The organism is Rhodococcus sp. P4_B6 (assembly GCF_056402215.1).
Genome location: NZ_JBFUHV010000107.1, coordinates 1 through 25,800, shown reverse-complemented (window position 1 = coordinate 25,800; position 25,800 = coordinate 1). Strand labels below are relative to the sequence as shown.

Annotated in this window: 23 protein-coding genes; 21 read left to right on the top strand and 2 right to left on the bottom strand. The window is 69.9% G+C overall.

Annotated elements, in window-relative coordinates:
• The first annotated feature begins 170 nt into the window (after positions 1-170).
• From AC1DWT_RS34195 to AC1DWT_RS34110, 18 genes are all read left to right on the top strand, one after another.
• Positions 171-1,784 carry a UDP-N-acetylmuramoyl-L-alanyl-D-glutamate--2,6-diaminopimelate ligase gene (locus tag AC1DWT_RS34195; RefSeq protein WP_206012661.1) on the top strand — a complete coding sequence of 538 codons (1,614 nt, stop codon included), beginning with the start codon at positions 171-173 and terminating at the stop codon, positions 1,782-1,784.
• Complete coding sequence (locus AC1DWT_RS34190; protein ID WP_477924074.1) at positions 1,781-3,295, top strand: UDP-N-acetylmuramoyl-tripeptide--D-alanyl-D-alanine ligase; 1,515 nt, start codon at positions 1,781-1,783, stop codon at positions 3,293-3,295. The genes AC1DWT_RS34195 and AC1DWT_RS34190 overlap by 4 nt, the downstream gene beginning before the upstream one ends.
• The gene (mraY, locus tag AC1DWT_RS34185) at positions 3,292-4,371 is read left to right on the top strand and encodes a phospho-N-acetylmuramoyl-pentapeptide-transferase (RefSeq protein ID WP_072945365.1); all 1,080 of its coding nucleotides are present in this window, start codon (positions 3,292-3,294) and stop codon (positions 4,369-4,371) included. The genes AC1DWT_RS34190 and mraY overlap by 4 nt, the downstream gene beginning before the upstream one ends.
• A gap of 4 nt (positions 4,372-4,375) precedes the next feature.
• A complete protein-coding gene (gene murD, locus AC1DWT_RS34180) occupies positions 4,376-5,875 on the top strand; it encodes a UDP-N-acetylmuramoyl-L-alanine--D-glutamate ligase (protein WP_206012660.1) in 1,500 nt (499 codons plus the stop codon).
• Positions 5,872-7,407, top strand: coding sequence for a putative lipid II flippase FtsW (gene ftsW, locus AC1DWT_RS34175; protein ID WP_072945361.1), 1,536 nt, complete (start codon positions 5,872-5,874; stop codon positions 7,405-7,407). The genes murD and ftsW overlap by 4 nt, the downstream gene beginning before the upstream one ends.
• Positions 7,404-8,552: an undecaprenyldiphospho-muramoylpentapeptide beta-N-acetylglucosaminyltransferase gene (murG, locus tag AC1DWT_RS34170; RefSeq protein WP_206012659.1), complete on the top strand. Its 1,149-nt coding sequence runs from the start codon at positions 7,404-7,406 to the stop codon at positions 8,550-8,552. The genes ftsW and murG overlap by 4 nt, the downstream gene beginning before the upstream one ends.
• Complete coding sequence (gene murC / locus AC1DWT_RS34165) at positions 8,549-10,060, top strand: UDP-N-acetylmuramate--L-alanine ligase (RefSeq protein WP_072945358.1); 1,512 nt, start codon at positions 8,549-8,551, stop codon at positions 10,058-10,060. The genes murG and murC overlap by 4 nt, the downstream gene beginning before the upstream one ends.
• Positions 10,057-10,941 (top strand): cell division protein FtsQ/DivIB, encoded by an 885-nt coding sequence (locus tag AC1DWT_RS34160; RefSeq protein ID WP_241031271.1) that lies wholly within the window; start codon positions 10,057-10,059, stop codon positions 10,939-10,941. Before murC ends, AC1DWT_RS34160 begins: the two co-directional genes overlap by 4 nt.
• A gap of 217 nt (positions 10,942-11,158) precedes the next feature.
• On the top strand, positions 11,159-12,358 hold the full coding sequence (gene ftsZ / locus AC1DWT_RS34155) for a cell division protein FtsZ (protein ID WP_072945355.1): 1,200 nt from the start codon (positions 11,159-11,161) through the stop codon (positions 12,356-12,358).
• A complete protein-coding gene (pgeF, locus tag AC1DWT_RS34150; protein ID WP_072945353.1) occupies positions 12,355-13,098 on the top strand; it encodes a peptidoglycan editing factor PgeF in 744 nt (247 codons plus the stop codon). The genes ftsZ and pgeF overlap by 4 nt, the downstream gene beginning before the upstream one ends.
• 47 nt (positions 13,099-13,145) lie before the next feature.
• The gene (locus AC1DWT_RS34145; RefSeq protein WP_179377869.1) at positions 13,146-13,871 is read left to right on the top strand and encodes a YggS family pyridoxal phosphate-dependent enzyme; all 726 of its coding nucleotides are present in this window, start codon (positions 13,146-13,148) and stop codon (positions 13,869-13,871) included.
• Between the two features lie 85 nt (positions 13,872-13,956).
• Positions 13,957-14,634: a cell division protein SepF gene (locus AC1DWT_RS34140; RefSeq protein WP_072945350.1), complete on the top strand. Its 678-nt coding sequence runs from the start codon at positions 13,957-13,959 to the stop codon at positions 14,632-14,634.
• 133 nt (positions 14,635-14,767) lie between these two features.
• On the top strand, positions 14,768-15,070 hold the full coding sequence (locus AC1DWT_RS34135; protein ID WP_072945348.1) for a YggT family protein: 303 nt from the start codon (positions 14,768-14,770) through the stop codon (positions 15,068-15,070).
• 102 nt (positions 15,071-15,172) lie between these two features.
• The gene (gene wag31, locus AC1DWT_RS34130) at positions 15,173-16,009 is read left to right on the top strand and encodes a DivIVA-like cell division protein Wag31 (RefSeq protein ID WP_206012658.1); all 837 of its coding nucleotides are present in this window, start codon (positions 15,173-15,175) and stop codon (positions 16,007-16,009) included.
• Positions 16,010-16,058: 49 nt separating this feature from the next.
• Entirely contained in the window at positions 16,059-16,310 is a 252-nt protein-coding gene (locus AC1DWT_RS34125; protein WP_206012657.1) for a hypothetical protein, read from the top strand.
• Between the two features lie 259 nt (positions 16,311-16,569).
• Positions 16,570-19,734 carry an isoleucine--tRNA ligase gene (ileS, locus tag AC1DWT_RS34120; RefSeq protein WP_095865245.1) on the top strand — a complete coding sequence of 1,055 codons (3,165 nt, stop codon included), beginning with the start codon at positions 16,570-16,572 and terminating at the stop codon, positions 19,732-19,734.
• 31 nt (positions 19,735-19,765) lie between these two features.
• Positions 19,766-21,115 carry a DNA polymerase IV gene (locus AC1DWT_RS34115; RefSeq protein WP_455566914.1) on the top strand — a complete coding sequence of 450 codons (1,350 nt, stop codon included), beginning with the start codon at positions 19,766-19,768 and terminating at the stop codon, positions 21,113-21,115.
• Between the two features lie 150 nt (positions 21,116-21,265).
• Positions 21,266-21,766, top strand: coding sequence for a WKL family lipoprotein (locus AC1DWT_RS34110; RefSeq protein WP_012688046.1), 501 nt, complete (start codon positions 21,266-21,268; stop codon positions 21,764-21,766).
• 100 nt (positions 21,767-21,866) lie between these two features.
• Here the strand turns inward: AC1DWT_RS34110 and AC1DWT_RS34105 are convergent, their stop codons facing one another.
• A complete protein-coding gene (locus AC1DWT_RS34105; RefSeq protein WP_206012656.1) occupies positions 21,867-22,619 on the bottom strand; it encodes a sensor domain-containing protein in 753 nt (250 codons plus the stop codon).
• Positions 22,619-23,572, bottom strand: coding sequence for a hypothetical protein (locus AC1DWT_RS34100; RefSeq protein WP_477924065.1), 954 nt, complete (start codon positions 23,570-23,572; stop codon positions 22,619-22,621). The genes AC1DWT_RS34105 and AC1DWT_RS34100 overlap by 1 nt, the downstream gene beginning before the upstream one ends.
• Positions 23,573-23,623: 51 nt before the next feature.
• Here AC1DWT_RS34100 and lspA point away from each other — a divergent pair, with 51 nt between their 5' ends.
• From lspA to AC1DWT_RS34085, 3 genes are all read left to right on the top strand, one after another.
• Entirely contained in the window at positions 23,624-24,220 is a 597-nt protein-coding gene (gene lspA, locus AC1DWT_RS34095; protein ID WP_174705524.1) for a signal peptidase II, read from the top strand.
• Positions 24,217-25,143 (top strand): RluA family pseudouridine synthase, encoded by a 927-nt coding sequence (locus tag AC1DWT_RS34090; RefSeq protein WP_005260233.1) that lies wholly within the window; start codon positions 24,217-24,219, stop codon positions 25,141-25,143. Before lspA ends, AC1DWT_RS34090 begins: the two co-directional genes overlap by 4 nt.
• 1 nt (position 25,144) lies before the next feature.
• Positions 25,145-25,800, top strand: a 656-nt coding sequence (locus tag AC1DWT_RS34085) for a hypothetical protein (protein ID WP_477924062.1), incomplete at its 3' end; no start/stop codon positions are given.

Genomic DNA, 25,800 nt, shown 5'->3' with positions numbered 1-25,800 from the left:
GCGAAGGTCGGCCGAATCGGGTTCCGGGAGCGCTCGCGGTAATCTGACACGTCGGCCGTTCAGTGGACACGCGCATTTGCCGTGAACGCAGGGAACTGCCGAGGTAGCACGCTGTATCGATCCGTGCACTACGCCGTTGTCCGTGAGAGTCGACATCCGAGAGGAGCCCGGTGCCTGTTCCGTCCCGCCCGCAGTCGGCGTCAGTGGAGGCGAAGGTCACAGACGGTCTTCGCCCCGCCCAGCCGGTCCGTACCACGGTGAGCGCTCTGGCCGCGCTCGCCGGAGCGAGGGTCGAGGCACCCACCGGAACCGCCGAGCACGTGATCGTCACCGGGGTGGATCTGCGCGCCCAGGGGATCATGGAGGGCGATCTGTTCGCAGCCCTTCCAGGGGCCCGCGCGCACGGCGCGGAGTTCGCCGCCGACGCTCTCGAACGCGGAGCCACCGCGATCCTCACCGACGAGGCCGGATTCGCGCTGGTGTCCGCACTGGGCACCGATGCTCCGGTGCTCGTCCACGACGACCCGCGCGGCGTGCTCGGTGAGCTATCGGCCACCATCTACGGTCGCCCCTCGGAGAAGATGCAGGTCATCGGCATCACGGGGACGTCGGGGAAGACCACCACCTCGTATCTCGTCGAAGGCGCCCTCAACGCGGCAGGCCGGACGACGGGTCTCGTGGGCACGATCGAGACCCGGATGAGCGGCCGCCGGGTGCCGAGCGCCCTGACGACCCCCGAGGCGCCGCAACTCCACGCGCTGTTCGCCGTGATGCTCGAGCAGGGGATCGACACCGTCGTCATGGAGGTGTCCAGCCACGCGCTGTCCCTCGGCCGCGTCGACGGAGTCCGCTTCGACGTGGGCGCGTTCACCAACCTCTCCCAGGACCACCTGGACTTCCACCGCGACTTCGAGGACTACTTCGCCGCCAAGGCGCGGCTCTTCGCGGCCGACTCGTCCGTGCACGCGCAGTACGCCGTCATCTGCGTCGACGACGTGTGGGGCCGGCGGATGGCCGAGGTCGCGCGCGGCGCCCACTCGATCGTGACGACGGTCGCGACGACGCCGGTGACCGACGGCGCGGTGTGGACGGCGGGCCCGGCGACGGTGTCGGCATCCGGCTCGCAGACGTTCGCGCTCACCACCGCCGAGGGCACGGCGCTCGACGTGGAACTCCGGCTGCCGGGGCAGTACAACGTCGCGAACGCTTCGCTCGCCGTCGCGTTGTGCGCCGCGCTGGGCGTCGATCCGCGCGACGCCGTCTCCGGTATCGCCGGGGTCGACGTGCCGGGCCGGGTGCAGCGGATCGACCGGGGGCAGGATTTTCTCGCCGTCGTCGACTACGCGCACAAGCCCGCCGCGGTGGAGGCCGTGATCGCGACGCTGCGCGAGCAGGTCCGCGGCCGCGTCGCCGTCGTCGTGGGTGCCGGGGGCGATCGCGACGCGGGTAAGCGGCCCCTGATGGGCGCCGCGGCCGCGCGGGGAGCCGACCTGCTGATCATCACGGACGACAACCCGCGTACCGAGGATCCGGCGAAGATCAGGGCCGCGATCCGCGAGGGCGCCCTCGGGGTGCCCGAGTCCGAGCGGGGACAGGTGTGGGAAGTAGCGGACCGAGCGAAGGCGATCGCCGACGCCGTCGGCTGGGCGCAGGCAGGCGACGTGGTTCTGGTCGCAGGCAAGGGACACGAGATCGGTCAGGAGATACACGGGGTGAAGTACCCATTTGACGACCGCGACGTACTGGGCGACGCGATCGAGCGACAGGTCGGAGGAACGCGATGATCCCGATGACACTCGCTCGGATCGCCGAGATCGTGGGAGGCGAACTGCACGATGTCGCCGACCCGTCGGCCGAGGTGACGGGAACGGTCGAATTCGACTCGCGCAAGGTCGCCRGCGGCGGATTGTTCCTCGCCCTGCCCGGCGCCCGCGTCGACGGACACGATCACGCGGCAGCGGCGATCGAGGCCGGCGCGGTCGCGGTCCTGGCCGCGCGCCCGGTCGGGGTCCCCGCCGTGGTGGTCACCCCGACGCCCGGGGCAGGCCCGAGCAAGGCGATGGCGCTCGAACACGACACCGACGGATCGGGCGCCGCCGTACTCGCGGCCCTCGCAAAGCTCGCGCGCGCATCCGTCGACGACCTCGCCGCGAAGGGGCTCACCGTCGTCGGCGTCACCGGCTCGGCAGGCAAGACGTCGACGAAGGATCTGCTCGCCGCCGTCCTGCGGCCCCTCGGTCCCGTCGTCGCGCCGCCCGGATCGTTCAACAATGAACTCGGCCACCCGTGGACCGCGCTGCGCGCGGACGCCGAAACGGGATTCCTGGTTCTGGAGATGTCGGCCCGGGACCGCGGCCACATCGCCTCTCTCGCAGCGATCGCGCCCCCGAAAATCGGGGTGGTCCTCAACGTGGGAACGGCGCACCTCGGCGAATTCGGTTCGCGGGACGCGATCGCCGCGGCCAAGGGCGAACTCCCGGAGTCGCTGCCCTCGGCGGAGGACGGTGGAGTCGCGATCCTCAACGCGGACGATCCGCTGGTGGTGGCCATGGCCCCGCGCACGTCGGCGCGGGTGGTGCTCGTCGGCCGCTCGGAATCCGCGCACGTGCGGGCCACCGACATCGTGCTCGACGAGAGGGCAAGGGCGCGTTTCACTCTCACGACGACGGCGGGCAGCGTTCCCGTCGAACTCGCCGTGCATGGTGAGCACCAGGTCGGAAACGCACTCGCAGCAGCCGCGGTGGCGCTCGAATGCGGTGCGCACCTCGACCAGATCGCGCAGGCGCTCTCCGGCGCCGCCGCCGTCTCGGGGCGCCGGATGGACGTCCGCGACCGGCCGGACGGTGTGACCGTCGTCAACGATTCGTACAACGCGAACCCCGACTCGATGCGGGCCGCCCTCAAAGCGCTGGTGTCGATGGCCAGGTCGGGCCGGGGAGCGGCGCGCCGGAGTTGGGCGGTGCTCGGAGAAATGGCCRAGCTGGGTCCAGAATCAGTGGTCGAACACGACGCCATCGGCAGATTCGCGGTCCGGCTCGATGTCAGCAGGCTGATCGTCGTCGGAACCGGAAGGCCCTCCCGTGCCATGCACCAGGGTGCGGTCATGGAAGGTTCGTGGGGTGAGGAGTCGATCCTCGTCCCCGACATCGCCGGTGCGGTCGCACTGCTCGAGAAGGAACTGGCGCCGGGAGATCTGGTGCTGGTCAAGGCGTCGCAGTCCATCGGATTGTGGGAGGTCGCGGACACGGTGTTGGCGGGAAGCACGGGACAGAAGGGTTCGGAGGCTACGCGGTGAGACAGATCCTCTTCGCGGCGGGCATCGCGCTCGCTGTCTCGATTCTGCTGACCCCCGTTCTCATCAAGGCCTTCTCCCGTCAGGGGTTCGGCCAGGAGATCCGCGTCGAAGGTCCGGCGAGTCACCAGTCGAAGCGCGGCACGCCGACGATGGGTGGCGTCGCCATCCTCGCCGGACTGTGGGCGGGCTACTGGGGTTCGCACATGATCGGCATCGGGTACGACGCGGACGGACCGTCGGCGTCGGGACTCCTCGTGCTCGGTCTCACGACGGCGCTCGGCGGCGTCGGGTTCCTCGACGACTTCATCAAGATCCGCAAGCAGCGCAACCTGGGGCTGAACAAGACGGCGAAACTCGTCGGACAGCTCATCGCGGCGGTGGCGTTCGGCATTCTCGCGCTGCAGTTCCGCGGTGCGAACGACCTCACCCCCGGCAGCGAGCACCTGTCCTATGTGCGCGACATCGCGACGGTCACGATGGGCTCCGTCGTATTCGTGGCGTTCTGCTACCTGCTGGTGAGCGCGTGGTCGAACGCGGTCAACCTCACCGACGGCCTCGACGGGCTCGCCGCCGGTTCCATGAGCCTGGTGCTCGGCGCATATGTGATCATTACGTTCTGGCAGTACCGCAACGCGTGCGAGACGAGCCCCGGCAAGGGCTGCTACGACGTCCGCGACCCGCTCGATCTGGCCCTGATCTGCGCGGCCGGCGCCGGTGCGTGCATCGGATTCCTCTGGTGGAACGCCGCGCCCGCCAAGATCTTCATGGGCGACACCGGTTCGCTGGCACTCGGCGGCATGCTCGCCGGACTGTCGATCACGACGCGCACCGAACTGCTGATGGTCGTGATCGGCGCGCTGTTCGTCGCCGAGGCGGCGTCGGTGGTGATCCAGGTCGCGGTGTTCCGGTCGAGCCGAAGACGCGTGTTCCGGATGGCCCCGTTCCACCACCACTTCGAACTCGCCGGGTGGGCGGAAACCACGGTGATCATCCGTTTCTGGTTGCTGGCCGCCATCGCCTCCGCGATCGGGCTCGCGCTGTTCTACAGCGAGTACCTGGCAGCGATCGGGGGCTGACGCCGTGACAGAGGAACACGGCGGGCTCGACTGGTTGCGGGGCCGCAGTGTCCTCGTCGCCGGTGCGGGTGTGTCCGGCCGCGCCACCATCGAACCTCTTCGTGACCTCGGGGCCCACGTCACCGTCACCGACTCGAACGTCGACGCCCTCGCCGAATGCGCACGGCTGGGGGCGGCGACCGTCCCGATCGACGATCTGCTCGCCGAGCGGGAGCGGGTCGCCGAGTTCGCGCTGGTCGTGACGAGTCCGGGTTTCCGCCCGGACGCGCCGCTGCTCTCGGTCGCCGCCGGGGACGGGGTGCCGATCTGGGGCGACATCGAATTCTCGTGGCACGTGGACCGGGCCGGGCTCTACGGCCCGCCGCGGCGGTGGCTGGTGGTCACCGGCACCAACGGCAAGACCACGACGACCTCCATGCTGCACTCCGTTCTCGAGGCGGCCGGGTTGCCGAGCCTGGCCTGCGGCAACATCGGGCTCCCGGTGCTCGACGCACTGCGGCAGACCGAACCGCGGGCGGACGTGCTGGCCGTCGAACTGTCGTCGTTCCAGCTGCACTGGGCGCCGTCGGTCCGGCCGATTGCGGGCGCGATCCTCAACATCGCCGAGGATCACCTGGACTGGCACGGCGGCATGCAGCCGTACATCGACGCGAAGGCCCGCGCCCTGACCGGTGAGGTCGCGGTGCTCGGTCTCGACGACGAAGTCGCGTCCTCTCTCTTCTCCTCGTCCCCCGCAGCGCGCACCCTGGGTTTCCGGCTGGGGGTGCCCGCGCCGGGCGAACTGGGCGTCGAGGACGGCTATCTCGTCGATCGCGCGTTCGCGGACGGCGAGCGGCTGGCCCCGGCCGACGGGATCACCCCACCCGGGCCCGCCGGACTGATGGATGCGCTGGCAGCGGCGGCTCTCGCCCGGGCGATCGGGGTTCCGCCTGCCGCCGTCGCAGCAGGCCTGGCCGCCCACGTGGTGGGCCCGCACCGGGCGGCGCACGTCGCCGACGTCGGGGGAGTGACGTTCGTCGACGACTCCAAGGCAACCAACCCGCACGCCGCCCGCCCGTCGATCCTCGCCCACGACCGGGTGGTGTGGATCGCCGGTGGTCTGCTGAAGGGTGCGCGGGTCGACGACCTCGTCCGGGAGGTGGCCGGCCGCCTTGCGGGTGCCGTCCTGCTGGGCCGCGATGCGAGGCAGATCGCAGAGTCGCTTGCGCGACACGCCCCCGAGGTTCCCGTGGTCACCGTGGAAACGGGAGACGATGCAGGTGTGAGTGCAGTCCCGCAGACCGCGATGCACCGGGTGGTGCTGCCGGCGGACACCGACAGCGACGCTGTGATGGGCGTCGTCGTGCGCGAGGCGGCTGCGCTGGCAACGGCAGGCGATGCCGTCGTCCTGGCGCCCGCGGCGGCGTCGCTCGACATGTTCGACAGTTACGGTCACCGGGGGCGCAGCTTCGCGGACGCCGTCGGCAGGCTCGACGAGTCGGACATCTCCAGGACGCCGCGATGACCTCCGCCGGAGCCCGCACCCGCCGCGTCCCCGAAGGACAGCGGTCCCCGGCCCGCACCGCCGCCGCACCCGGGGTGGCCAAGCGCGCACCGTCGAGTCCGCGCACGCGGGCGGCCCCTCCCCGCAGCCCGCGCACCCGGATCGGGGCGTGGCTGTCGCGGCCGCTGGCGTCGTTCCACCTCGTGGTCACCATCGCGTTTCTGCTGACGGTCCTCGGCCTGGTGATGGTGCTGTCGTCGTCGAGTGTCGAGGCCTACGCCTCCGACGGCTCGGCCTACACCCTCTTCACCCGGCAGGCGCTGTTCGCGGCTCTCGGACTCGGCCTGTTCTACGCGGCGCTGCAGATCCCCGTCCGGGTGATGCGCGCCCTGTCGTTCCCGGCGTTCGCGGTCACGATCATCCTGCTGGTCCTGGTCCTCATCCCCGGTATCGGCACCGTGTCCCAGGGCACCCGCGGCTGGTTCGTGGTCGCCGGATTCTCGTTGCAGCCCGCCGAGCTCACCAAGATCGCGCTGGCGGTGTGGGGTGCGCACATCCTGGCGTCGCGCCGCAGCGACATCTCCAGCGTCCGCGACATGCTGGTGCCGCTGGTTCCGGCCGCTCTCATCGCGTTCGTCCTGATCATCCTGCAGCCCGATCTCGGCACGACGGTCTCGCTGGCCATCATCCTGATGGCGCTGTTGTGGTTCGCGGGACTGCCGCTGAAGCTGTTCGTCGCCATCGTCGGCACCGGCGTCGCCGGAATCGTGATCCTCGCGCTCACCGCCGGCTACCGGTCCGCTCGCGTGCGTGAGTTCCTCAACCCCGGCTCCGACCCGCAGGGCATCGGATACCAGTCGCGGCAGGCGATGTACTCGCTCGCGGACGGCGGGATCCTCGGCCGCGGGCTCGGGCAGAGCCGCGCGAAGTGGAGCTACCTGCCGAACGCGCACAACGACTTCATCTTCGCGATCATCGGCGAGGAACTCGGATACCTCGGCGGCGCCGCGGTCCTCGGCCTGTTCGGGCTGTTCGTGTACACGGGCCTGCGCATCGCGGCCCGATCCGCCGACCCGTTCCTCCGGTTGCTCACCGGAACGGCGACCGTGTGGATCACCGGGCAGGCGTTCATCAACGTGGGATACGTGATCGGGCTGCTCCCCGTCACCGGGCTGCAGTTGCCGCTGGTGTCGGCGGGCGGAACGTCGACGGCCACCACACTGTTCATGTTCGGTCTCGTCGCCAACGCGGCGCGGCACGAACCGGAGGCGGTCGCGGCGCTGCACTCCGGGCAGGACGGCCCGTTCGGCCGTCTGCTGCGGCTCCGCAAACCGGAGGCGTATTCGCCGGTGCGCGCGGACGCGGCGCGCGCGGAGGCGGTGCGCCGGGCCGAGGCCCGTCGCCGTGCCGGTCGCGAGATGGCCCCGAGGACCCGCAGCATCACATACGAGAAGGGCCGCCCCGAACGCGGCAAGGGCCGCACCCCCGAACGCGGTGCACGTCAACAGCGAAGCTCGGGTGGCCGAGCAGGAGAGCGAGGATTTCGTAGGTGAACGGCGACAAGCCCACCCTGTCGGTGATCGTGGCCGGCGGTGGTACCGCCGGGCACATCGAACCGGCCCTGGCCGTGGCCGACGCGATCAAGGCGATCGACGACACCGCGGTGGTGACCGCTCTCGGCACGGCGCGTGGCCTCGAAACCACGCTGGTTCCCGAGCGGGGCTACCCGCTCGAACTCGTTCCGCCGGTGCCGCTGCCCCGTAAACCCACCCTCGACCTGCTGCGGCTGCCCGGGCGCGTGCGCGCGTCGGTGCGCCGTACCCGCGAGGTGCTCGACGCGACCAATGCCGACGTCGTCGTCGGTTTCGGCGGGTACGTCGCGCTGCCCGCGTACCTCGCGGCAGGCCCCGGCCTGCTCCGCCGCCGGCGCCGCATCCCGATCGTCGTGCACGAGGCGAACGCCAGCGCCGGGATCGCGAACAAGATCGGCGCCCGCCGCGCCGCCCGCGTCCTGGCCGCGGTCGCCGGTTCGGGCGTGTCGGCACGGGGGCGCTCGGACGCCGAGATCCTCGGTATCCCGGTGCGGGCGTCGATCACCGGTCTCGACCGGGCCGCGTTGCGCGCGGAGGCGCGTGCACACTTCGGCCTCCCCGCCGACGGCCCGGTGCTGCTGGTGTTCGGCGGTTCGCAGGGCGCGCGGTCGCTGAACGAGGCCGTGTCGGGTGCGGCCGAGTCGCTCGCGGCGGCCGGGGTGGCCGTCCTCCACGCGCACGGACCGAAGAACACCCTCGACGTTCCCGCGACCCCGGGCGGCCCGCCGTACGTGGCCGTTCCCTACCTGTCGCGGATGGACCTCGCCTATTCGGCGGCGGACGCCGTGATCTGCCGGTCGGGTGCGATGACGGTTGCCGAGGTGTCGGCGGTCGGCCTTCCCGCGGTGTACGTGCCGCTGCCACACGGCAACGGTGAGCAGGAACTGAACGCGCGGCCGGTCGTGGCCGCCGGAGGTGGAATGATTGTGGCCGACGGAGACCTGTCCGCCGGATTCGTCGCGGAGACCGTGATCCCCCTGCTGCGCGACCCCGCACAGCTCGAGGACATGGGACACCGCGCGGCCGGCGCGGGTCACCGCAGCGCAGCCGCCGAGGTTGCGCGCATCGTGATCGACGTGGCCGCGCAGACGAGGGGAACCCGATGACCGACCTGCCCGCGCAGTTGGAACGTGTCCACATGGTCGGGATCGGCGGCGCCGGAATGTCCGGAATCGCGAGGATCCTGCTGGCCAGGGGTGGACAGGTGTCCGGTTCGGACGCCAAGGAGAGCCGCGGCGTCCTCGCGTTGCGTGCCCGCGGCGCGCAGGTCCGCATCGGCCACGACGCCTCCGCACTCGACCTGCTGCCCGGCGGCCCGACCGTCGTGGTCACCACCCACGCCGCCATCCCCAAGGACAACCCGGAACTCGTGGAGGCGGCCCGGCGCGGGATTCCCGTGATCCTGCGGCCCGCGGTGCTGGCCTCGCTGATGCAGGGGCACCGCACCCTGCTGGTGTCGGGCACCCACGGCAAGACGTCGACCACGTCGATGCTGGTGGTGGCGCTGCAACACTGCGGGTACGATCCGTCGTTCGCGGTCGGCGGCGAACTCAACGAGGCCGGAACCAACGCCCACCACGGCAGCGGCGACGTGTTCGTCGCCGAGGCCGACGAGAGCGACGGTTCACTGCTCCAGTACGACCCGAACGTCGTCGTCGTCACCAACGTCGAGGCCGATCACCTCGACTACTTCGGAAGCCCCGAGGCCTACATCCAGGTATTCGACGATTTCGCGGCCCGGCTCTCGCACGGCGGGCTGCTCGTCGCCTGCCTCGACGATCCGGGGTCCGCGGCGCTCGCGCAGCGGGTGGCGGCACGGGGACTGCCCGGGGTGCGGGTGCTCGGCTACGGCAGCGCCGAGGATGCGGACGGGGCCTTCGCTCCGATCGACGGCGTCGAGGTCGGCGCGCGCCTGCTGAGTTTCGAGGCCAGGGACGTCGGCGGGGTACTGCAGTTCCAGCTGGCCGGGGAGCAGGCGCCGAGAACGATCCGGATGAATGTGCCCGGCAGGCACATGGCGCTCAATGCGCTGGCCGCGCTCCTCGCCGCCATGGAGGCGGGCGCCGACGTGGACGAAATCCTCGAGGGCATCGCCGGTTTCGGGGGAGTGCACCGCCGGTTCCAGTTCACCGGCCGCGAGCACGGGGTGCGTGTGTTCGACGACTACGCGCACCACCCGACCGAGGTGCGTGCCGTGCTCGGCGCCGCCGCCGATCTGGTGCGCCAGCCCCACGAGGCCGACCGCCGCGAATCCGAGGACTCGGTGCGCAGCGGCAAGGTCATCGTGGTCTTCCAGCCGCACCTGTATTCCCGCACAGCAACATTCGCCGAGGAATTCGGGCACGCACTGGACCTCGCCGACGAGGTCGTGGTCCTCGACGTGTACGGGGCGCGGGAAGAACCGCTCCCGGGCGTCAGCGGCGCCCTGGTCGCGCTGTCGGTGTCGAAGCCGGTGCACTACCAGCCGGACCTGTCGCAGGCGCCGCGTCAGGTCGCGGGACTCGCGTCCCCCGGTGACGTGGTGATCACCATGGGCGCCGGCGACGTGACGATGCTCGGGAACCAGATCCTCGACGCTCTGCGTGCGGCTCCGCACCACCACCCGTCGCGATGACGCGGGAGCGCCGCGGCCGGTCCGAGCGGCCGGACCGCCCTGTCCGCCGCGACGCCGCGCGCAGTCCGCAACCGGGCACGTCCGGCGCACGCGCCGCGGCGGGCGACCGGACGTCCTCGCGTCGGCGCAGCGCGATCGCCACCGACCCCGGCACGCGGCGCACCCGCGAATCGGCTTCGGCGGCACGGAAGTCCACGGCGGTGGAGACGCCGCGGCGTCCGTGGTACCGGCGGCCTGCGGTGATGGGTGTGGTCGGCGTCGTTGTGGTCGTGGCGCTCGGTCTCGTCGCGTGGTTCACGCCGCTGCTGTCGGTGCGGCAGACGGACGTCGCGGGGGCGACGTCGATTTCCGAGGAGCAGATTCGCCAGGCGCTGGCGGTGCCGCAGGGGCAGCCGCTGCTCCGGGTCGACACCGAGGGCGCGGCCCTGCGCGTCGCCGCGATCCCGAAGGTGGCGTCCGCCCGCGTGCAACGGGTGTACCCGTCCACCATCCGCGTCACGGTAACCGAGCGGGTGCCCGTCGTGTTCGTCGACAGCCCCGGCGGCACCCATCTCCTCGACGGGGAGGCCGTGGATTACGAGATCGCACCGCCGCCGCCCGGGGTGCCGCGACTGGTGACGGAGAAGCCGGGGTGGGGCGACCCGTCGACGGAGGCGGCGATCGAGGTGCTGGAGTCGATGCCGCCCCAGCTGCGCGGTCAGGTGGGACAGGTTGCGGCGAAGTCGATTTCGGATATCGCGGTGACACTGCTCGACGGCCGGATCGTGGTGTGGGGCGGCACGGAGAAGTCCGAGCGCAAGGCCGCGGTCACCCTGCCGCTGCTCACCCAGCCCGGGCAGACGTACGACGTGTCGAGTCCCGACCTGCCGACGGTGCGGTGAGGGGCCGTGACTCGGATGCGAAAGAGTTGCGGGCGAGTTCGTCAAATAACTCGGCGCGTCTCGGCGCGCCTAATGGCGTATCCGTATGACGGTGCATAGCGTTTCGCTCTAGTCGAGCAGCACTTGACATAACCGTAACCCTATGGTTGAGGTTGAGGCTTCAGACTGGGCTGATCTGTACGAAAGCGTGATACACACTCATGGAAGGCGAGAGCCGATGACGCCCCCGCACAACTACCTCGCCGTAATAAAGGTCGTCGGCATCGGCGGCGGCGGCGTGAACGCAGTCAACCGGATGATCGAGCAGGGACTCAAGGGAGTCGAGTTCATTGCCGTCAACACCGACGCGCAAGCACTGCTGATGAGTGACGCCGACGTCAAGCTCGACGTCGGCCGGGAACTCACCCGCGGGCTCGGCGCCGGCGCGGATCCCGAAGTCGGCCGCAAGGCCGCAGAAGATCACAAGGACGAGATCGAGGAAGTCCTCAAGGGCGCCGACATGGTGTTCGTGACCGCAGGCGAGGGCGGCGGCACCGGCACCGGTGGCGCACCGGTCGTGGCGAGTATCGCGCGCAAGCTCGGCGCCCTCACCGTCGGCGTCGTCACGCGCCCCTTCTCCTTCGAGGGCAAGCGCCGCGGCGGCCAGGCCGACACCGGCATCCAGTCGCTGCGCGAATCGTGCGACACCCTCATCGTGATCCCCAACGACCGCCTCCTGCAGCTCGGCGACGCCGCGGTCAGCCTCATGGACGCGTTCCGCAGCGCCGACGAGGTCCTGCTCAACGGTGTCCAGGGCATCACCGACCTCATCACCACCCCCGGACTGATCAACGTCGACTTCGCCGACGTCAAGGGAGTCATGTCCGGCGCGGGTAGCGCGCTGATGGGCATCGGATCCTCGCGCGGCGAGGGCCGGGCCATCAAGGCCGCGGAATCGGCGATCAACTCCCCGCTGCTCGAGGCGTCGATGGAGGGTGCGCGCGGCGTGCTGCTCTCGATCGCCGGTGGCAGCGACCTCGGTCTGTTCGAGATCAACGAGGCTGCGTCGCTGGTGCAGGAAGCCGCCCACATCGACGCCAACATCATCTTCGGCACCGTCATCGACGATTCCCTCGGCGACGAAGTGCGGGTCACCGTCATCGCCGCCGGGTTCGACGGCGGCACCCCCGCCCGCAGGCCGGTCGAGTCGGGTGCCGCCGGTCGCAGCGCCATCGGCGCCGGACGGGCGGGCGAGGTCGGACAGTCCGTCGAGCAGCAGAACAGCGAGCCGATGTCGGTGACCCGCGAGACGATCAGCTCGCACCAGAGCCCGAGCAGTCTGCCGCCGCTTCCCGGAAACGGGCAGTCCCGCGCGGTGCCGGTGTCCGACGAGGAGGGTGAAGACGAAGTCGACGTGCCCTCCTTCATGCGTCGTTGAGTTCGCCGACCGCCCCCGAGTTCAGGGTTCGCCGGGTCGTCACCACCCGCGCCGGAGGACACTCCGTCGCACCGTATGACACGTTCAACCTCGGTGATCACGTCGGCGACGATCCGGCCGCGGTGGAGGCGAACCGGCGCCGGCTCGCGGGCGAGATCGGCGTGCCGTTCGACCACCTGGTGTGGATGGAGCAGATCCACAGCCGCAACGTGACCGTCGTCGACGGGCCCACCGATACGCCGGTGCCCGCGACGGACGCGCTGGTGACGACGGTGCGGGGGCTCGCGCTCGCGACCCTCAGCGCCGACTGCGTCCCGGTGCTGCTGTCCGACGACGAGGCCGGGGTGATCGCCGCCGTCCACGCCGGCCGGATCGGCGCCCGCATCGGCATCGTTCCGCGGGTGCTCGACGTCATGGTGGAGCAGGGGGCGCGGATCGACCGGATCGGCGCGTTCCTGGGTCCGGCGGCGAGCGGCCGCCAGTACGAGGTGCCCGCGGCGATGCAGGCGGACGTCGAGAAGTTCCTTCCCGGCAGCGCCGTCCGCACTGCCAAGGGGACCCCCGGCCTGGACCTGCGGGCGGGTCTGCGGAAGCAACTGCTCGACGCGGGTGTCGCCGGAGTGGCGGAGGATCCGCGCTGCACCATCGAGGACCAGACGCTGTTCAGTCATCGCCGCCAGGCCCCGACCGGTCGGCTCGCGGCGGTGATCTGGATGGATACTGGGCAGGACAGCGTGTGACGACTGCCGGCGATGCCGGCGAGAGATTCGGTGTGGGAGTGGAAACGATGAGCAGGGTCGGGGACATCGAGGCTGCGCTCGGCGCCGTGCGCGCACGGCTCGACGCGGCGTGCCGGGACGCCGGTCGCGACCCGTCGGAGGTCTCGCTCCTGCCCGTCACGAAGTTCTTCCCCGAATCGGACGCGCGGATCCTGTACGACCTCGGCTGCCGTGAGTTCGGGGAGTCGCGAGAGCAGGAGGCCACCGCCAAGATCGCGGAGTTCCGCACCGCGGTGACGGACCCATCGGTGCGGTGGCACATGATCGGGCATCTCCAGCGCAACAAGGCGAAGGCGGTCGCGCACTGGGCGTATGCGATCCACTCGGTGGACAGCGAACGACTCGTCGGCGCCCTCGGCCGCGCGGCGGCCACCGCATTGGAGGCGGGGGAGCGGCCCGCGCCGCTGCGGGTGCTGCTGCAGGTCAGCCTGGACGGTGACCCGCAGCGTGGCGGCGCCGCGATCGCCGATCTCGATCGCCTTGCCGCGCAGGTGCAGTCGTCGCCGGGGCTCGAGTACCGCGGACTGATGGCGGTTCCGCCGATCGACGCCGACCCGGACGCGGCGTTCGAGGAACTGCACAACATACACGCGAGGTTGCAGCGCGACCATCCGGATGCGACGGAACTCTCGGCGGGCATGACGAATGATCTCGAGCACGCTGTCCGACACGGGTCCACCTGCGTGCGTGTCGGAACCGCGCTGTTGGGTTCGAGGCCTATAACCTCGAAATAGATCGCTCAGGTGATCGCCAACCCGTCCACACCGCTGCGACCGGTCGCAGTTGGATCCTGTCCGCCGCGCCAAGGAAGGTCGATCAATGAGCAGTCTGCACAAGTTCAAGGCTTACTTCGGCATGGTTCCCCTCGACGATTACGAGGACGAGTACCTGGACGAGCCGGAACCTGCGCGCAGGCCCGCTCGACCGGCGCGCGACAGTGGACGCGATCCGTACCTCGACCGTGACGACCGTGACTTCGCCGAACCGGCCTTCAGCAAGGCCGCCTACGCGCCCGGTCGCCGGGACGACCTCGACGACGACTTCGACCGGTACGAGAGCCCCCGGCACTCGTCCCGGGTCGAACCCGTGGCCGTCCGGTCGGCCCGTCCGAGCGCGAGCGGTGCTGTGCGCGGCAGCACCCGCGGCGCGCTCGCCGTCGACACGCGCTCCGACCGGGTCGAGAGCCGTCGCGGACCCCTCTTCGACGAAGGTGGCCCTCTGTCCAAGATCACCACGCTCCGTCCCCGCGACTACGGGGAGGCCCGCACGATCGGCGAGCGGTTCCGTGACGGCACCCCCGTCATCATGGACCTGGTCGAGATGAGCAACGCCGACGCCAAGCGCCTCGTGGATTTCGCCGCCGGCCTGGCGTTCGCACTGCGTGGTTCGTTCGACAAGGTGGCCACGAAGGTGTTCTTGCTCTCACCTGCAGACATCGACGTGTCCGCCGAGGAGCGCCGCCGCATCGCGGAAACCGGCTTCTACAGCCAGAAGTAAGCCGGGGAGCGGGGGAAACGACCATCGGGATCCGAACGTCCGACACGACGCGAGCCGCGACGGCTGTGGCGCAGAACGCCCTGGCCACGCGGCTCGTTTTGATCGGCCGGACATTCTCAGGCAGAGTGAAGGTGTGGCCTTGTTCTCGGTGATCTACTTGATACTGTTTGTCTTTTGGCTGCTACTCATCGGCAGAATCATTGTCGAGTTCGTACGGACCTTCGCACGAGACTGGCGGCCAACCGGCGTCGTGGTCGTCATTCTCGAAGCGATTTTTACGGTCACCGATCCACCGGTCAAACTGCTTCGGCGGTTGATCCCCCCGATCAATCTCGGTGGGGTGCGGTTGGATCTATCCATCATGGTCTTGCTGTTCATCGTCTTCATCCTGATGTCGATCGTTCAGGGACAAGCGCGTGCCGCGGGAGTGGTGTGACAGAATGGACCCCATTGATCCAGTCTTGTTTCACCGTTACGTAGACTGCGCTGTAACTGAATGCTTGCTAGACCGCCAAATGACGCGTGAAGGGATCCTTCCATGCCGCTGACTCCCGCTGATGTGCACAATGTCGCGTTCAGCAAGCCACCGATCGGTAAGCGGGGCTACAACGAAGACGAAGTCGATGCGTTTCTCGACCTCGTCGAGCAAGAGTTGTCGCGCCTGATCGAGGAGAACGCCGACCTTCGGCAGCGAGTAGGGGAGCTCGACAAGGAGCTCGCCGATGCGAAGAAGGCTCCCCGCTCCACGTCCGCAGCACCGACTCCCGCCCCCAAGGCGGAGCCGGCGCGCGTCGTCGAGCAGCCCAAGGCTCCGGCGCCCGCTCCGGCTCCGGCTGCCGCCGCTCCCGCCCAGGGCGCCGACGCTCACATGCAGGCCGCCAAGGTCCTGGGTCTCGCCCAGGAAATGGCAGACCGGCTGACGAGCGACGCGAAGACCGAGTCCGAGCAGCTGCTCGGCAACGCGCGCACCAACTCGGAGCAGCTGGTCGGCGACGCGCGGACCCGCTCCGAGACGATGATCTCGGACGCCCGCCAGAAGTCGGAAGCACTGATCACCGACGCTCAGACCCGTTCCGAGACCCAGCTGCGCCAGGCCAAGGAGAAGGCCGACGCGCTGCAGGCGGACGCGGAGAAGAAGCACACCGAGATCATGGCGACGATCAACCAGCAGCGTTCCGTGCTGGAGGGTCGAATCGAGCAGCTCAAGACGTTCGAGCGCGAATACCGTGTGCGCCTGAAGTCGTACCTGGAGTCGCAGCTCGAGGAACTGGAGCAGCGGGGATCCGCGGTTCCGGTGGACGGCGGTCAGGATTCGTTCGCGCAGGGTGGATCGCAGTCCAATTACAGCCAGTCCTACGCCAAGGGCAATAGCTGACTGAGCGCGCGGTAGTTGCCCAGCCAGCGGCCCGGATAGAGGTTGAGCCGTGCTGGTCGTGACACTCGCTTTTGCAGCGGTGGGGTTCGCTCTCCTTGTGGTGGCTCTCATGACAGGTTCGGTCGTGTGGGCCTGGGGATGCATCGTGGTATGTGTCGCCGGAGCGGTCCTGCTGCTCGTCAGCGCCCTCGCGGGTAAGAAGGCCGCGGTCGTGCCCCGGCAACCCGCGAGCGGCGTTCCCGGTGAACGCGGTCCCGCAGCCGATACGGGCGCGACACCCGGATCCGACGAGCCCGACTGAGTTGCCGTCCGGCGGTGGCGGCTAGACTGCATACAGCGAACAATTCAGTAACCGATTCGTGGCGACGATCCGGCCATCACCGGGGAGCCTTCGGAAGAACGGCCGGCACGCCGGCTCAGTAGAACCGAACGGGTGGGCCCGTCACAGCCCTGCACCGAGAGGCGCCCTCCGGGGTGCAAGCGGGGTGGTACCGCGGTGGTGACGCAGGAGGCGTCCCCGTCGTCCCCGTGCCGAGTACGTCAGGCACGAGGAGATCGCGGTGACCGACACCAGCAACGTGACCAGCAGCAACGAGTCGTACCCCAAGGTCGACTACGGCGTCTCCCAGGACGCCGGCGTCCGATTCCCCCAGATCGAGCAGCGGGTGCTGGCCGGCTGGGACGAGGACGACACCTTCCGGGCCTCGGTCGCCCAGCGCGAGGACGCCCCCGAGTTCGTGTTCTACGACGGCCCGCCGTTCGCGAACGGTCTCCCGCACTACGGCCACCTCCTGACGGGGTACGTCAAGGACCTGGTGCCGCGGTTCCAGACCATGCGCGGCAAGAAGGTCGAGCGCCGATTCGGCTGGGACTGTCACGGGCTGCCCGCCGAACTCGAGGCGGAGAAGCAACTCGGCATCAAGGACAAGTCCGAGATCGACGTCATGGGTCTCGAGAAGTTCAACGAGTACTGCAAGTCGTCGGTGCTGCGCTACACGGACGAGTGGCGCGACTACGTGACCCGTCAGGCCCGGTGGGTCGACTTCGACAACGACTACAAGACCCTGGACCTCGACTTCATGGAGTCGGTCATGTGGGCGTTCAAGGAACTGTTCGACAAGGGCCTGATCTACCAGGGCTTCCGCGTGCTGCCGTACAGCTGGTACGAGCAGACGCCACTGTCGAACCAGGAGACGCGGCTCGACGACGCCTACAAGATGCGCCAGGATCCCGCCGTCACGGTCGACATGCCGCTCCGCGGTGAGGGCCCGCTCGACGGCGCCAACGCCATCATCTGGACCACCACCCCGTGGACGCTGCCGTCCAACCTCGCCGTCGCAGTGCACCCGGACATCGACTACGTGCAGGTCGCGGGCGGCGACGGGAAGCGTTACGTGCTCGCGAAGGACCGGCTGGGGCATTATGCCCGCGAACTCGGCGAGGCTCCGGAGGTGCTGTCCGAGCACAAGGGTTCCGAGCTCGTCGGGCTCAGTTACGACCCGCCGTTCGACTTCTTCGCCGGCCACGACAACGCGCACGTGGTGCTGTCCGCCGACTACGTGACCACCGAGTCCGGTACCGGAATCGTGCACATGGCACCGGCTTTCGGTGAGGAGGACTACGACTACTGCGTCCGCAACGGCATCGAACTGGTGCAGCCGCTCGATCCGGGCGGCAAGTTCACGGCGATGGTGCCGCCGTACGAGGGTCTCCTGGTGTTCGACGCGAACCCGGTGATCATCAAGGACCTCAAGGCTGCTGGAAAGTTGCTGCGGCACGAGACGATCGAGCACTCGTACCCGCACAGCTGGCGCAGCGGGCAGCCGCTGATCTACATGGCGGTCCCGTCGTGGTTCGTCGCGGTCACCAAGTTCCGCGAGCGCATGGTGGAGCTGAACCAGGACATCACCTGGGTGCCCGAGCACATCCGCGACGGACAGTTCGGCAAGTGGCTCGAGGGTGCCCGCGACTGGAACATCAGCCGCAACCGGTACTGGGGCAGCCCGATTCCGGTGTGGGTGTCCGACGACCCGGCGTACCCGCGCACGGACGTGTACGGCTCCCTCGACGAACTCGAGCGTGACTTCGGGGTGCGGCCGACGGATCTGCACCGCCCGATGATCGACGATCTGGTGCGCCCGAACCCGGACGACCCGACCGGGAAGTCGATGATGCGGCGCGTTCCGGAGGTCCTCGACTGCTGGTTCGAGTCCGGGTCGATGCCGTACGCGCAGGTGCACTACCCATTCGAGAACCGGGAGTGGTTCATCGGGGCGAGCGGAGCGACGGGGGATGACACTGCGCATTTCCCGGGCGATTTCATCGTCGAGTACAACGGGCAGACCCGCGGCTGGTTCTATACGCTGCACGTCCTGGCGACGGCGCTGTTCGATCGGCCCGCGTTCAAGACCGTTGCGGCCCACGGCATCGTCCTGGGCGAGGACGGCCTGAAGATGAGCAAGTCCAAGGGCAACTACCCGGACGTGAAGGAGGTGTTCGAGCGCGACGGCTCCGACGCCATGCGCTGGTTCCTCATGTCTTCGCCGATCCTGCGCGGCGGAAACCTCGTCGTCACCGAGCAGGGCATCCGGGAGGGTGTCCGGCAGGCGCTGCTGCCGCTGTGGAACGCGTGGAGCTTCCTGCAGTTGTACGCGCCGACGTCCGGTGAGTGGCGCACGGATTCGACGAACGTCCTGGACCGGTACATCCTCGCGAAGCTGGCAGGCACCCGAGACGTCATCACCGACGCGCTCGAGACGAACGACATCGCCGGGGCGTGCGACGAATTGCGCACGTTCTGCGACGCGTTGACGAACTGGTATGTGCGGCGGTCGCGTTCGCGGTTCTGGGACGAGGACGCCGAGGCCGTCGACACGCTGCACACCGTGCTCGAGGTGGTCACCCGGCTTGCCGCCCCGTTGCTGCCGCTCATCAGTGAGGTGATCTGGCGGGGGCTGACCGGCGGACGGTCCGTGCATCTCGCGGACTGGCCGGCCCAGGGTGAACTGCCCGCGGATGCGGAGCTGGTGTCGGCGATGGACGAGGTGCGGTCGGTGTGCTCGACGGTGCTGGGTCTGCGCAAGGCGCAGAACCTGCGGGTGCGGCTGCCGCTGCCCGAGGTGACGGTCGCGTCCGAGGACGCGGAGCGGCTGCGCCCGTACCTCGGTCTCATCGCCGACGAGGTCAACGTCAAGAAGGTCGACCTCACCACCGACGTGGACGTGCACGGCCGCTTCGAGCTCGTCGTCAACGCGCGTGCCGCGGGGCCGCGGCTGGGCAAGGACGTGCAGACCGTCATCAAGGCCGTGAAGGCCGGTGACTGGTCGGAGAATTCGGACGGCGTCGTCGTCGCCGCGGGGATCGAATTGCTGCCGGAGGAGTACACGCAGCGGCTCGTCGCCGCCGAACCGGAATCCACGGCGGCCCTGCCCGACGGGGCCGGTCTGGTGGTCCTGGACTCGGCGGTCACCGAGGAACTCGAAGCCGAGGGCTGGGCGAAGGACCGGATCCGCGAGTTGCAGGACGCGCGCCGCGCGGCCGGGCTCGAGGTGTCGGATCGGATCACCGTCGTCCTCGACGTGCCCGCGGAACGGCGGGACTGGGCGCTCGCGCACCGGGAACTGATCGCGGGCGAGATCCTCGCCGTCGAGCTGGAACTGGCCGAAGCGCCGGGCGATGCCGTCGAACTCGGTGAGGGTGTGCGGGCGGCGATCACGAAGGCGTGACCTGTCGGACCGGGCGGGTATTTTGCACCAGGTGAGTCGTCGGTGGGTGCTGCACCTCGACATGGACGCGTTCTTCGCGTCCGTCGAGCAGCTCACCCGGCCGACGCTCCGCGGCCGCCCGGTTCTCGTCGGCGGTCTCGGCGGACGCGGTGTCGTCGCCGGGGCCAGCTACGAGGCGCGGGTGTTCGGCGCGCGGTCGGCCATGCCGATGCATCAGGCCCGGAGGCTGGTGGGCCCGGGTGCGGTGGTGCTGCCGCCGCGGGGCCGGCTGTACGGCATGCTCAGCAAGTCCGTGTTCGACGCGCTCCGCGGGCCGATGCCGGTGCTCGAGCAGCTGTCGATGGACGAGGCGTTCGGCGAACCCACCGAACTGGCCGGAGCGGATGCGGCCGCGGTGCAACGCTATTGCGAGGGTCTGCGGGCCCTGGTCCTCGGGGAGACGGGGCTCGTCGCGTCCATCGGGGCCGGGTCGGGGAAACAGGTGGCCAAGATCGCGTCCGGTCTCGCCAAACCCGACGGGATCACGGTGATTTCGCCGGACGAGCAGCACGCGGTGCTGGACGAGCTTCCGGTGCGGAAGCTGTGGGGCATCGGCCCGGTCGCGGAGGAGAAACTGAAGCGGCTCGGCATCGAGACCATCGGCGGTTTCGCGCGGACCCCCGAATCGGAGGTCGCGTCGATTCTGGGCACCACGATCGGACCGGGCCTGCACCGGTTGGCGCAGGGCATCGACAATCGGCCGGTCGCCGAGCGTGCCGAGTCCAAACAAGTCAGTGCGGAGACGACTTTCGCCACCGACATCGTCACGATGGCGGAACTGCGGGGCGCCGTCGAGTCGAGCGCGGCGTCCGCGTTCGTGCGCCTGCAGAAGGACGGCCGGGCCGCGCGCACGGTGGTGCTGAAGCTGAAGAAGTCGGACATGAGCATCGTGACGCGTTCGGTCACGCTGCCCTACGCGACACTCGACCGTCACATTCTGGTCGCGGCCGCGCAGCGTCAGGTGATCGACCCGATCGAACTCGGGCCGGTGCGTCTGGTCGGGGTGGGGTTCGCCGGACTGTCGACGGTGCGCCAGGGCTCGCTGTTCCCCGAACTGGACCTGGACGTGCCGGGATACCAGGAGTCGAAGATCACGGAGGCGGCCGGTGACGACGGCCTCTCCGAGCCCGTCCCGGCACCCGCCCGGGCGATCGACACCCGGTGGCATCCCGGTCTCGACGTGGCGCACCCGGACTTCGGCCACGGCTGGGTGCAGGGTGCCGGGCACGGTGTCGTGACCGTTCGATTCGAAACGCGCACAACGGGTCCGGGAAAGGCCCGCACCTTCAAGGAGGACGACGGGCAGCTCGAACCGGCCGATGTGGAAGGCTCGCTCGCGTGACCGGACCCGCCGCCCGAACGAGGGAGTGGAGACCGGCTCCACGAGAAGGTAGCCTCGGGCGCTGATGCCTACCCTTGGGTAATGTCGCCCGGGTAGCGAACGAGCTCAGATCGTCCGAGAACGAACACCGAGAATGAAGAGGTTATTGAGTTGAAGCTTCGTAAGATCACGGTTGCCGGAGTTGCAATCGCCGCAGCCCTCACGATGTCCGCGTGTGGCTCCGACGAGGGCGACACGGCGGCCAAGACCACGACGACGACTTCCGCAGCTGCCGAGACCTCGGAAGCCATCGAGGTGCCCACCGCGGCCGATCTCAACGCGCTTCTGGTGCAGGGCCTCGACCCGGCGACGCCGCTCGAGGTCAAGTCCGCGATGGTCGAGGGCTCGGAGCAGGATCCGGAGCTCATCAACCAGGTCGCCGCGGCCGCCAAGGCCAACAACGCCGAGGTCACCGTTCTCGACCCGGTCATCGACAACGGTGACGGCACCGCCAGCGGCCAGCTGCAGCTGACCGTCAACGGCCAGGTCCAGCAGGGTGGCGTTCCGGCCATCTTCGTTCCCGGCGAGAACGGAACGTGGAAGCTGTCGAAGATCACCGCATGCCAGATCGTGTCGCTCGCGCAGCTGACCTCGCCTGCATGCCCTGCCTGATTCCAGGCCGAACCGTGCGGTCCTGACGGATCGCCGCGTTCCCGCACCGATGCCGGTGTCCCCTCGGGGAAGCCGGCATCGGTCGTCTACGGGGACCGGCTCAGCCGGCGGGTGCGGGCGCGAGCTTCGCCACGGCGGTGCTCGTCAGGTCGTTCATGACGCCGGCGTCGATCGGGTCCTGTCCCGTCGCGACCAGTTGAGTGACGGTGCTGCCGACGACGACCACCACCACATCCGAGACGAGACTGACGCCCTCGCTGGTGGTGACGAGCCGGAACGCCGTCGACGCGTCGCCCGCGGGCTGCTGCTCGCGGCCCCCGATCCGGTACTGCACCTGCACGCCGTCGGCGTCCGTGCCGCTGTACTGGGTGCATCCCGGCAGCCGCTCCTGCACCGCGGCGAAGGCCTGGGACGCGTCCGCGCCGGTGGCGTAGCTCGCCGCGTCCTGGTCGATGGTCGCGAAGCCCGGGCCGGTGAACCAGCCGGACGCCGAGGCCGCCGCTCCCGCGCGCTGGTCCGCGACCGGTGACAGCACCGCGCCGCAGTCCGCGGGATCCGTGCTCGACTTGTCGGAATCCGCCGACTCCGACGCCGGCGGCAACCCCAGATCGTCCTCGGGATCGGGCACCGGGGTGAATCCGACGGGAAGGTCGCCGACGTCGAGGAGCGCCGCCTTCAGCGCGGCCTGATCGGCGAACGATGTACCCGCCGCGTCCTGCGCGGCGGTCACCACCGGACCGAGCGGCTCCAGCGCGGTGGCGTCGCCCGCGTCGCCGGACGCGTTCGACGAGCACGCCGACAGCGCGAGCACGGCCAGCAAGGAGCAGTAGGCGGCGACGGGTCCGCGGCGCATCAGGAACCCCACCGGACCGAGTTCGACGTGGTCTGGTGCAGGCGGGTGGCGCCGTCGGGGTCGCTGTACTGCTGGTCACCGCCCACGGTCACGGTCCCGGACACCGGCAGCGGCAGACCGAGGTCGACGGTCATGGTGCCCGAGCCCTGCATCACGTACTGGTCGACGTTCAGCGTGCCTGCCTCTCCGGGCAGTTCCCACACGGGCGACTTCGGCTTCTGGTCGATCGTGTAGTCGATGGTGAGGCGGTTGCCGTCCCGCGCGGTCAGGGTGGCCACGGTCGTCTGGTCGAGGGCGATGCCGCTCATCACCTGCTGGCGGATCGTCCACTGGGCGCCCACGCCGACCGGTTCCGCCGGAAACGGGACCGTGCGGTACACGGCCTGGTAGAAGGCCTGCTCGATCGCGGAGCGGGCGATGTCCTGGGACTCGGCGTCCGGTCGCAGGCGCAGCGCCGTGATCGCACCGGTGGGATCGACGGTGAAGYCGGCGCCGGAACCGGCACTGGCTTCGAGCGCGCTGCCGAGGCGGCCGTCGGGGCTGGTGACGTCGCCGAGCGTGAGGTCGACGGTGGTGCCGCCGTCCGCGTCCTCGGTCGCCCGGCCGACGGCGGCGGTGAGGGGGAGCGTCACCTGGGGGGAGGAGAAGTCCTGGGCGGGCTGGTCGTCGATCTGCTGGAACACCTGCGCGTCCGTGGTCAGCTGGACGTCCTGCGTGACTCCCGCCGGCGGTCTCCGCGAGATCACCTCCCGCGGTTCCTCGCCGGGCTGGATCAGTTCGACGGTGGTGGCGGAGATCGGGACGGTCACTTCGGCGGGAGTGGACGTGGACCCTGCGGGGGTCGACTCCGAGGAGTCGCCGTCACCTCCGCACCCGGCGGTCAGAGCGACCAGGGAGAGGGTTGCGGCGAGCAGGCAGAATCCGGGTCGCAGAGCTTTCGAGAACAGTGGCACGCCCCCAGGCTAGTGCGCGCGGGAGCGCGTGAACGGAGGCTTGCCTCCGTAGTGGATGATGAACGGGTGAGTCAAGACCCCACGGCAGAGAACGAGACCGACGCCGAAGACCGGAACGACGGTGACACGTCCGGCGCCGTAGCCCCCCGGCCGGCGAAGCATCAGCGCAGGCTGCTGCTGTTCGCGATCGCAGGGACGATCCTCGCGACCGACCTGCTGACGAAGATCCTCGCCGTCGCCAACATCGAGCCCGGCCGCCCGGTCTGGCTGATCGGGGACCTCGTCTCGCTGCGGCTCGTGCGCAACCCGGGCGCGGCGTTCTCCATGGCCACCGGCATGACGTGGCTGCTGACCCTCGTCGCCGTGGGTGTGGTGATCGGCGTCGTCCGGATCGGCCGGACGCTGCGGTCGCCGTGGTGGGCGCTCGGTCTCGGGCTGGTGCTCGGGGGCGCCCTCGGCAATCTCGTCGACCGGTTCTTCCGGGCCCCCGGAGTGATGCAGGGGCACGTCGTCGATTTCGTCTCCGTCGGCTGGTGGCCGGTGTTCAACGTGGCGGACTCCGCGATCGTGTGCGGTGCGATCCTGCTCGTCGTGCTCACGCTGGTGGGGCTGGAACCGGACGGAACACGTAAGGGGGTAGAGAAGTGAGGGAAACACGGTCGATGCCGGTCCCGGACGGGCTCGAAGCGATGCGGGTCGACGCCGGCCTCGCCCGGCTGCTCGGTCTGTCGCGCACCGCGGTCGCGCAGCTCACCGAGGAAGGTTCGGTGCTCGTCGACGGCGCGCCCGTCGGCAAGTCCGACCGGCTGTCCGCAGGCACCTGGCTGGAGGTGGAACTTCCCGAACCGCCGCGGCCGCTGACCATCGAGGCGGAACCCGTCGAGGGCATGGAGATCCTGTACGCGGACGACGACGTGGTCGCCGTCGACAAACCGGTCGGGGTCGCGGCCCACGCCAGCGTGGGGTGGACCGGTCCGACGGTGATCGGCGGCCTCGCCGCCGCGGGCTTCCGGATCTCGACGTCCGGTGCGCACGAGCGTCAGGGCATCGTGCACCGGCTGGACGTCGGCACGTCCGGAGTGATGGTGGTGGCCACGTCGGAGCGCGCCTACACACTCCTCAAGCGTGCGTTCAAGCAGCGGACCATCGACAAGCGGTACCACGCGCTGGTGCAGGGTCACCCGGATCCGAGCAGCGGAACCATCGACGCGCCGATCGGCAGGCACCGCAGCAACGACTGGAAGTTCGCCGTCACCGCCGACGGCAAGCCCAGCATCACCCACTACGACACGGTCGAGGCGTTCCAGGCGGCGAGCCTGCTCGACATCCACCTGGAGACGGGCCGGACCCATCAGATCCGCGTCCACTTCGCGGCGCTGCGGCACCCGTGCTGCGGCGACCTCACGTACGGGGCCGATCCGCGGCTGGCGGAGCGCCTCGGGCTGGAGCGCCAGTGGCTGCACGCCCGGTCGCTCGGTTTCGCGCATCCCGCGGACGGGCGGTGGGTCGAGATCACGTCCAAGTACCCGAAGGATCTCGAGGACGCTCTCGGGGTTCTGCGGGCGAGCTGAGGTGCGGCTCCCGCGCCCCGGCGGTGCCGCGGTGCCGGCAGTGCTCACCGTCGTCGTGCTGATCGCGGTGACGGTCGTGCTCGGGGCACTGAACCCCGTTCGGCGGGCGCCCGTGTCGACGGACACGCTGGGCCCGGACAACGGGGAAGCGGTGGCCGACTACCTGGCTCGGGCGGACCGATCGCTCGACGAGGCGGACGGTCGCCACGAGCACTGGGCGCTGGTCTCGTTCACGCGTCCGGTGACCACGGAGACCGTCCGGGGCGCTGCGTCCGGCACCCGGGTGTCGCAGGTGCTCTTCCGCGTGCCGCTCGACCGGGTGCAGACCCCCCTCGTGCCCGTGTCCGTCGCGGCAGGCGACGCGGCCCTCGCCCGGGCGAGCGTCCTGGCCGCCGGCCGCGTCCAGGCGATGACGGGCGAGACGGCGCGGCAGGCGCAGATCGCGGCGGTCTCGTCGGCGGAACTCGCCCGGAACTGCGCGTGTGTGATCGGCGTCGTCGTCCGCGGTGATCACGACGCGCTGGCCGCGCTGCGGTCCGAACCGGACGTCCGGGCGGTCGAGGCGCTCGGCGCCGACGCCGTGGCCGGGCGGTTCGCGGTGCGCCCGCTGCTGCCGGAGCAGGTCGAGACCGTCGCGCCCGGCCCCGACGACGGGGC

Bases quoted from the DNA above. Each gene is read 5' to 3' on its own strand.
- ftsW (WP_072945361.1), top strand. From the start codon at position 5,872: ATGACCTCCGCCGGAGCCCGCACCCGCCGCGTCCCCGAAGGACAGCGG.
- murC (WP_072945358.1), top strand. From the start codon at position 8,549: ATGACCGACCTGCCCGCGCAGTTGGAACGTGTCCACATGGTCGGGATC.
- AC1DWT_RS34160 (WP_241031271.1), top strand. From the start codon at position 10,057: ATGACGCGGGAGCGCCGCGGCCGGTCCGAGCGGCCGGACCGCCCTGTC.
- ftsZ (WP_072945355.1), top strand. From the start codon at position 11,159: ATGACGCCCCCGCACAACTACCTCGCCGTAATAAAGGTCGTCGGCATC.
- AC1DWT_RS34145 (WP_179377869.1), top strand. From the start codon at position 13,146: ATGAGCAGGGTCGGGGACATCGAGGCTGCGCTCGGCGCCGTGCGCGCA.
- AC1DWT_RS34140 (WP_072945350.1), top strand. From the start codon at position 13,957: ATGAGCAGTCTGCACAAGTTCAAGGCTTACTTCGGCATGGTTCCCCTC.
- wag31 (WP_206012658.1), top strand. From the start codon at position 15,173: ATGCCGCTGACTCCCGCTGATGTGCACAATGTCGCGTTCAGCAAGCCA.
- AC1DWT_RS34105 (WP_206012656.1), bottom strand. From the start codon at position 22,619: ATGCGCCGCGGACCCGTCGCCGCCTACTGCTCCTTGCTGGCCGTGCTC.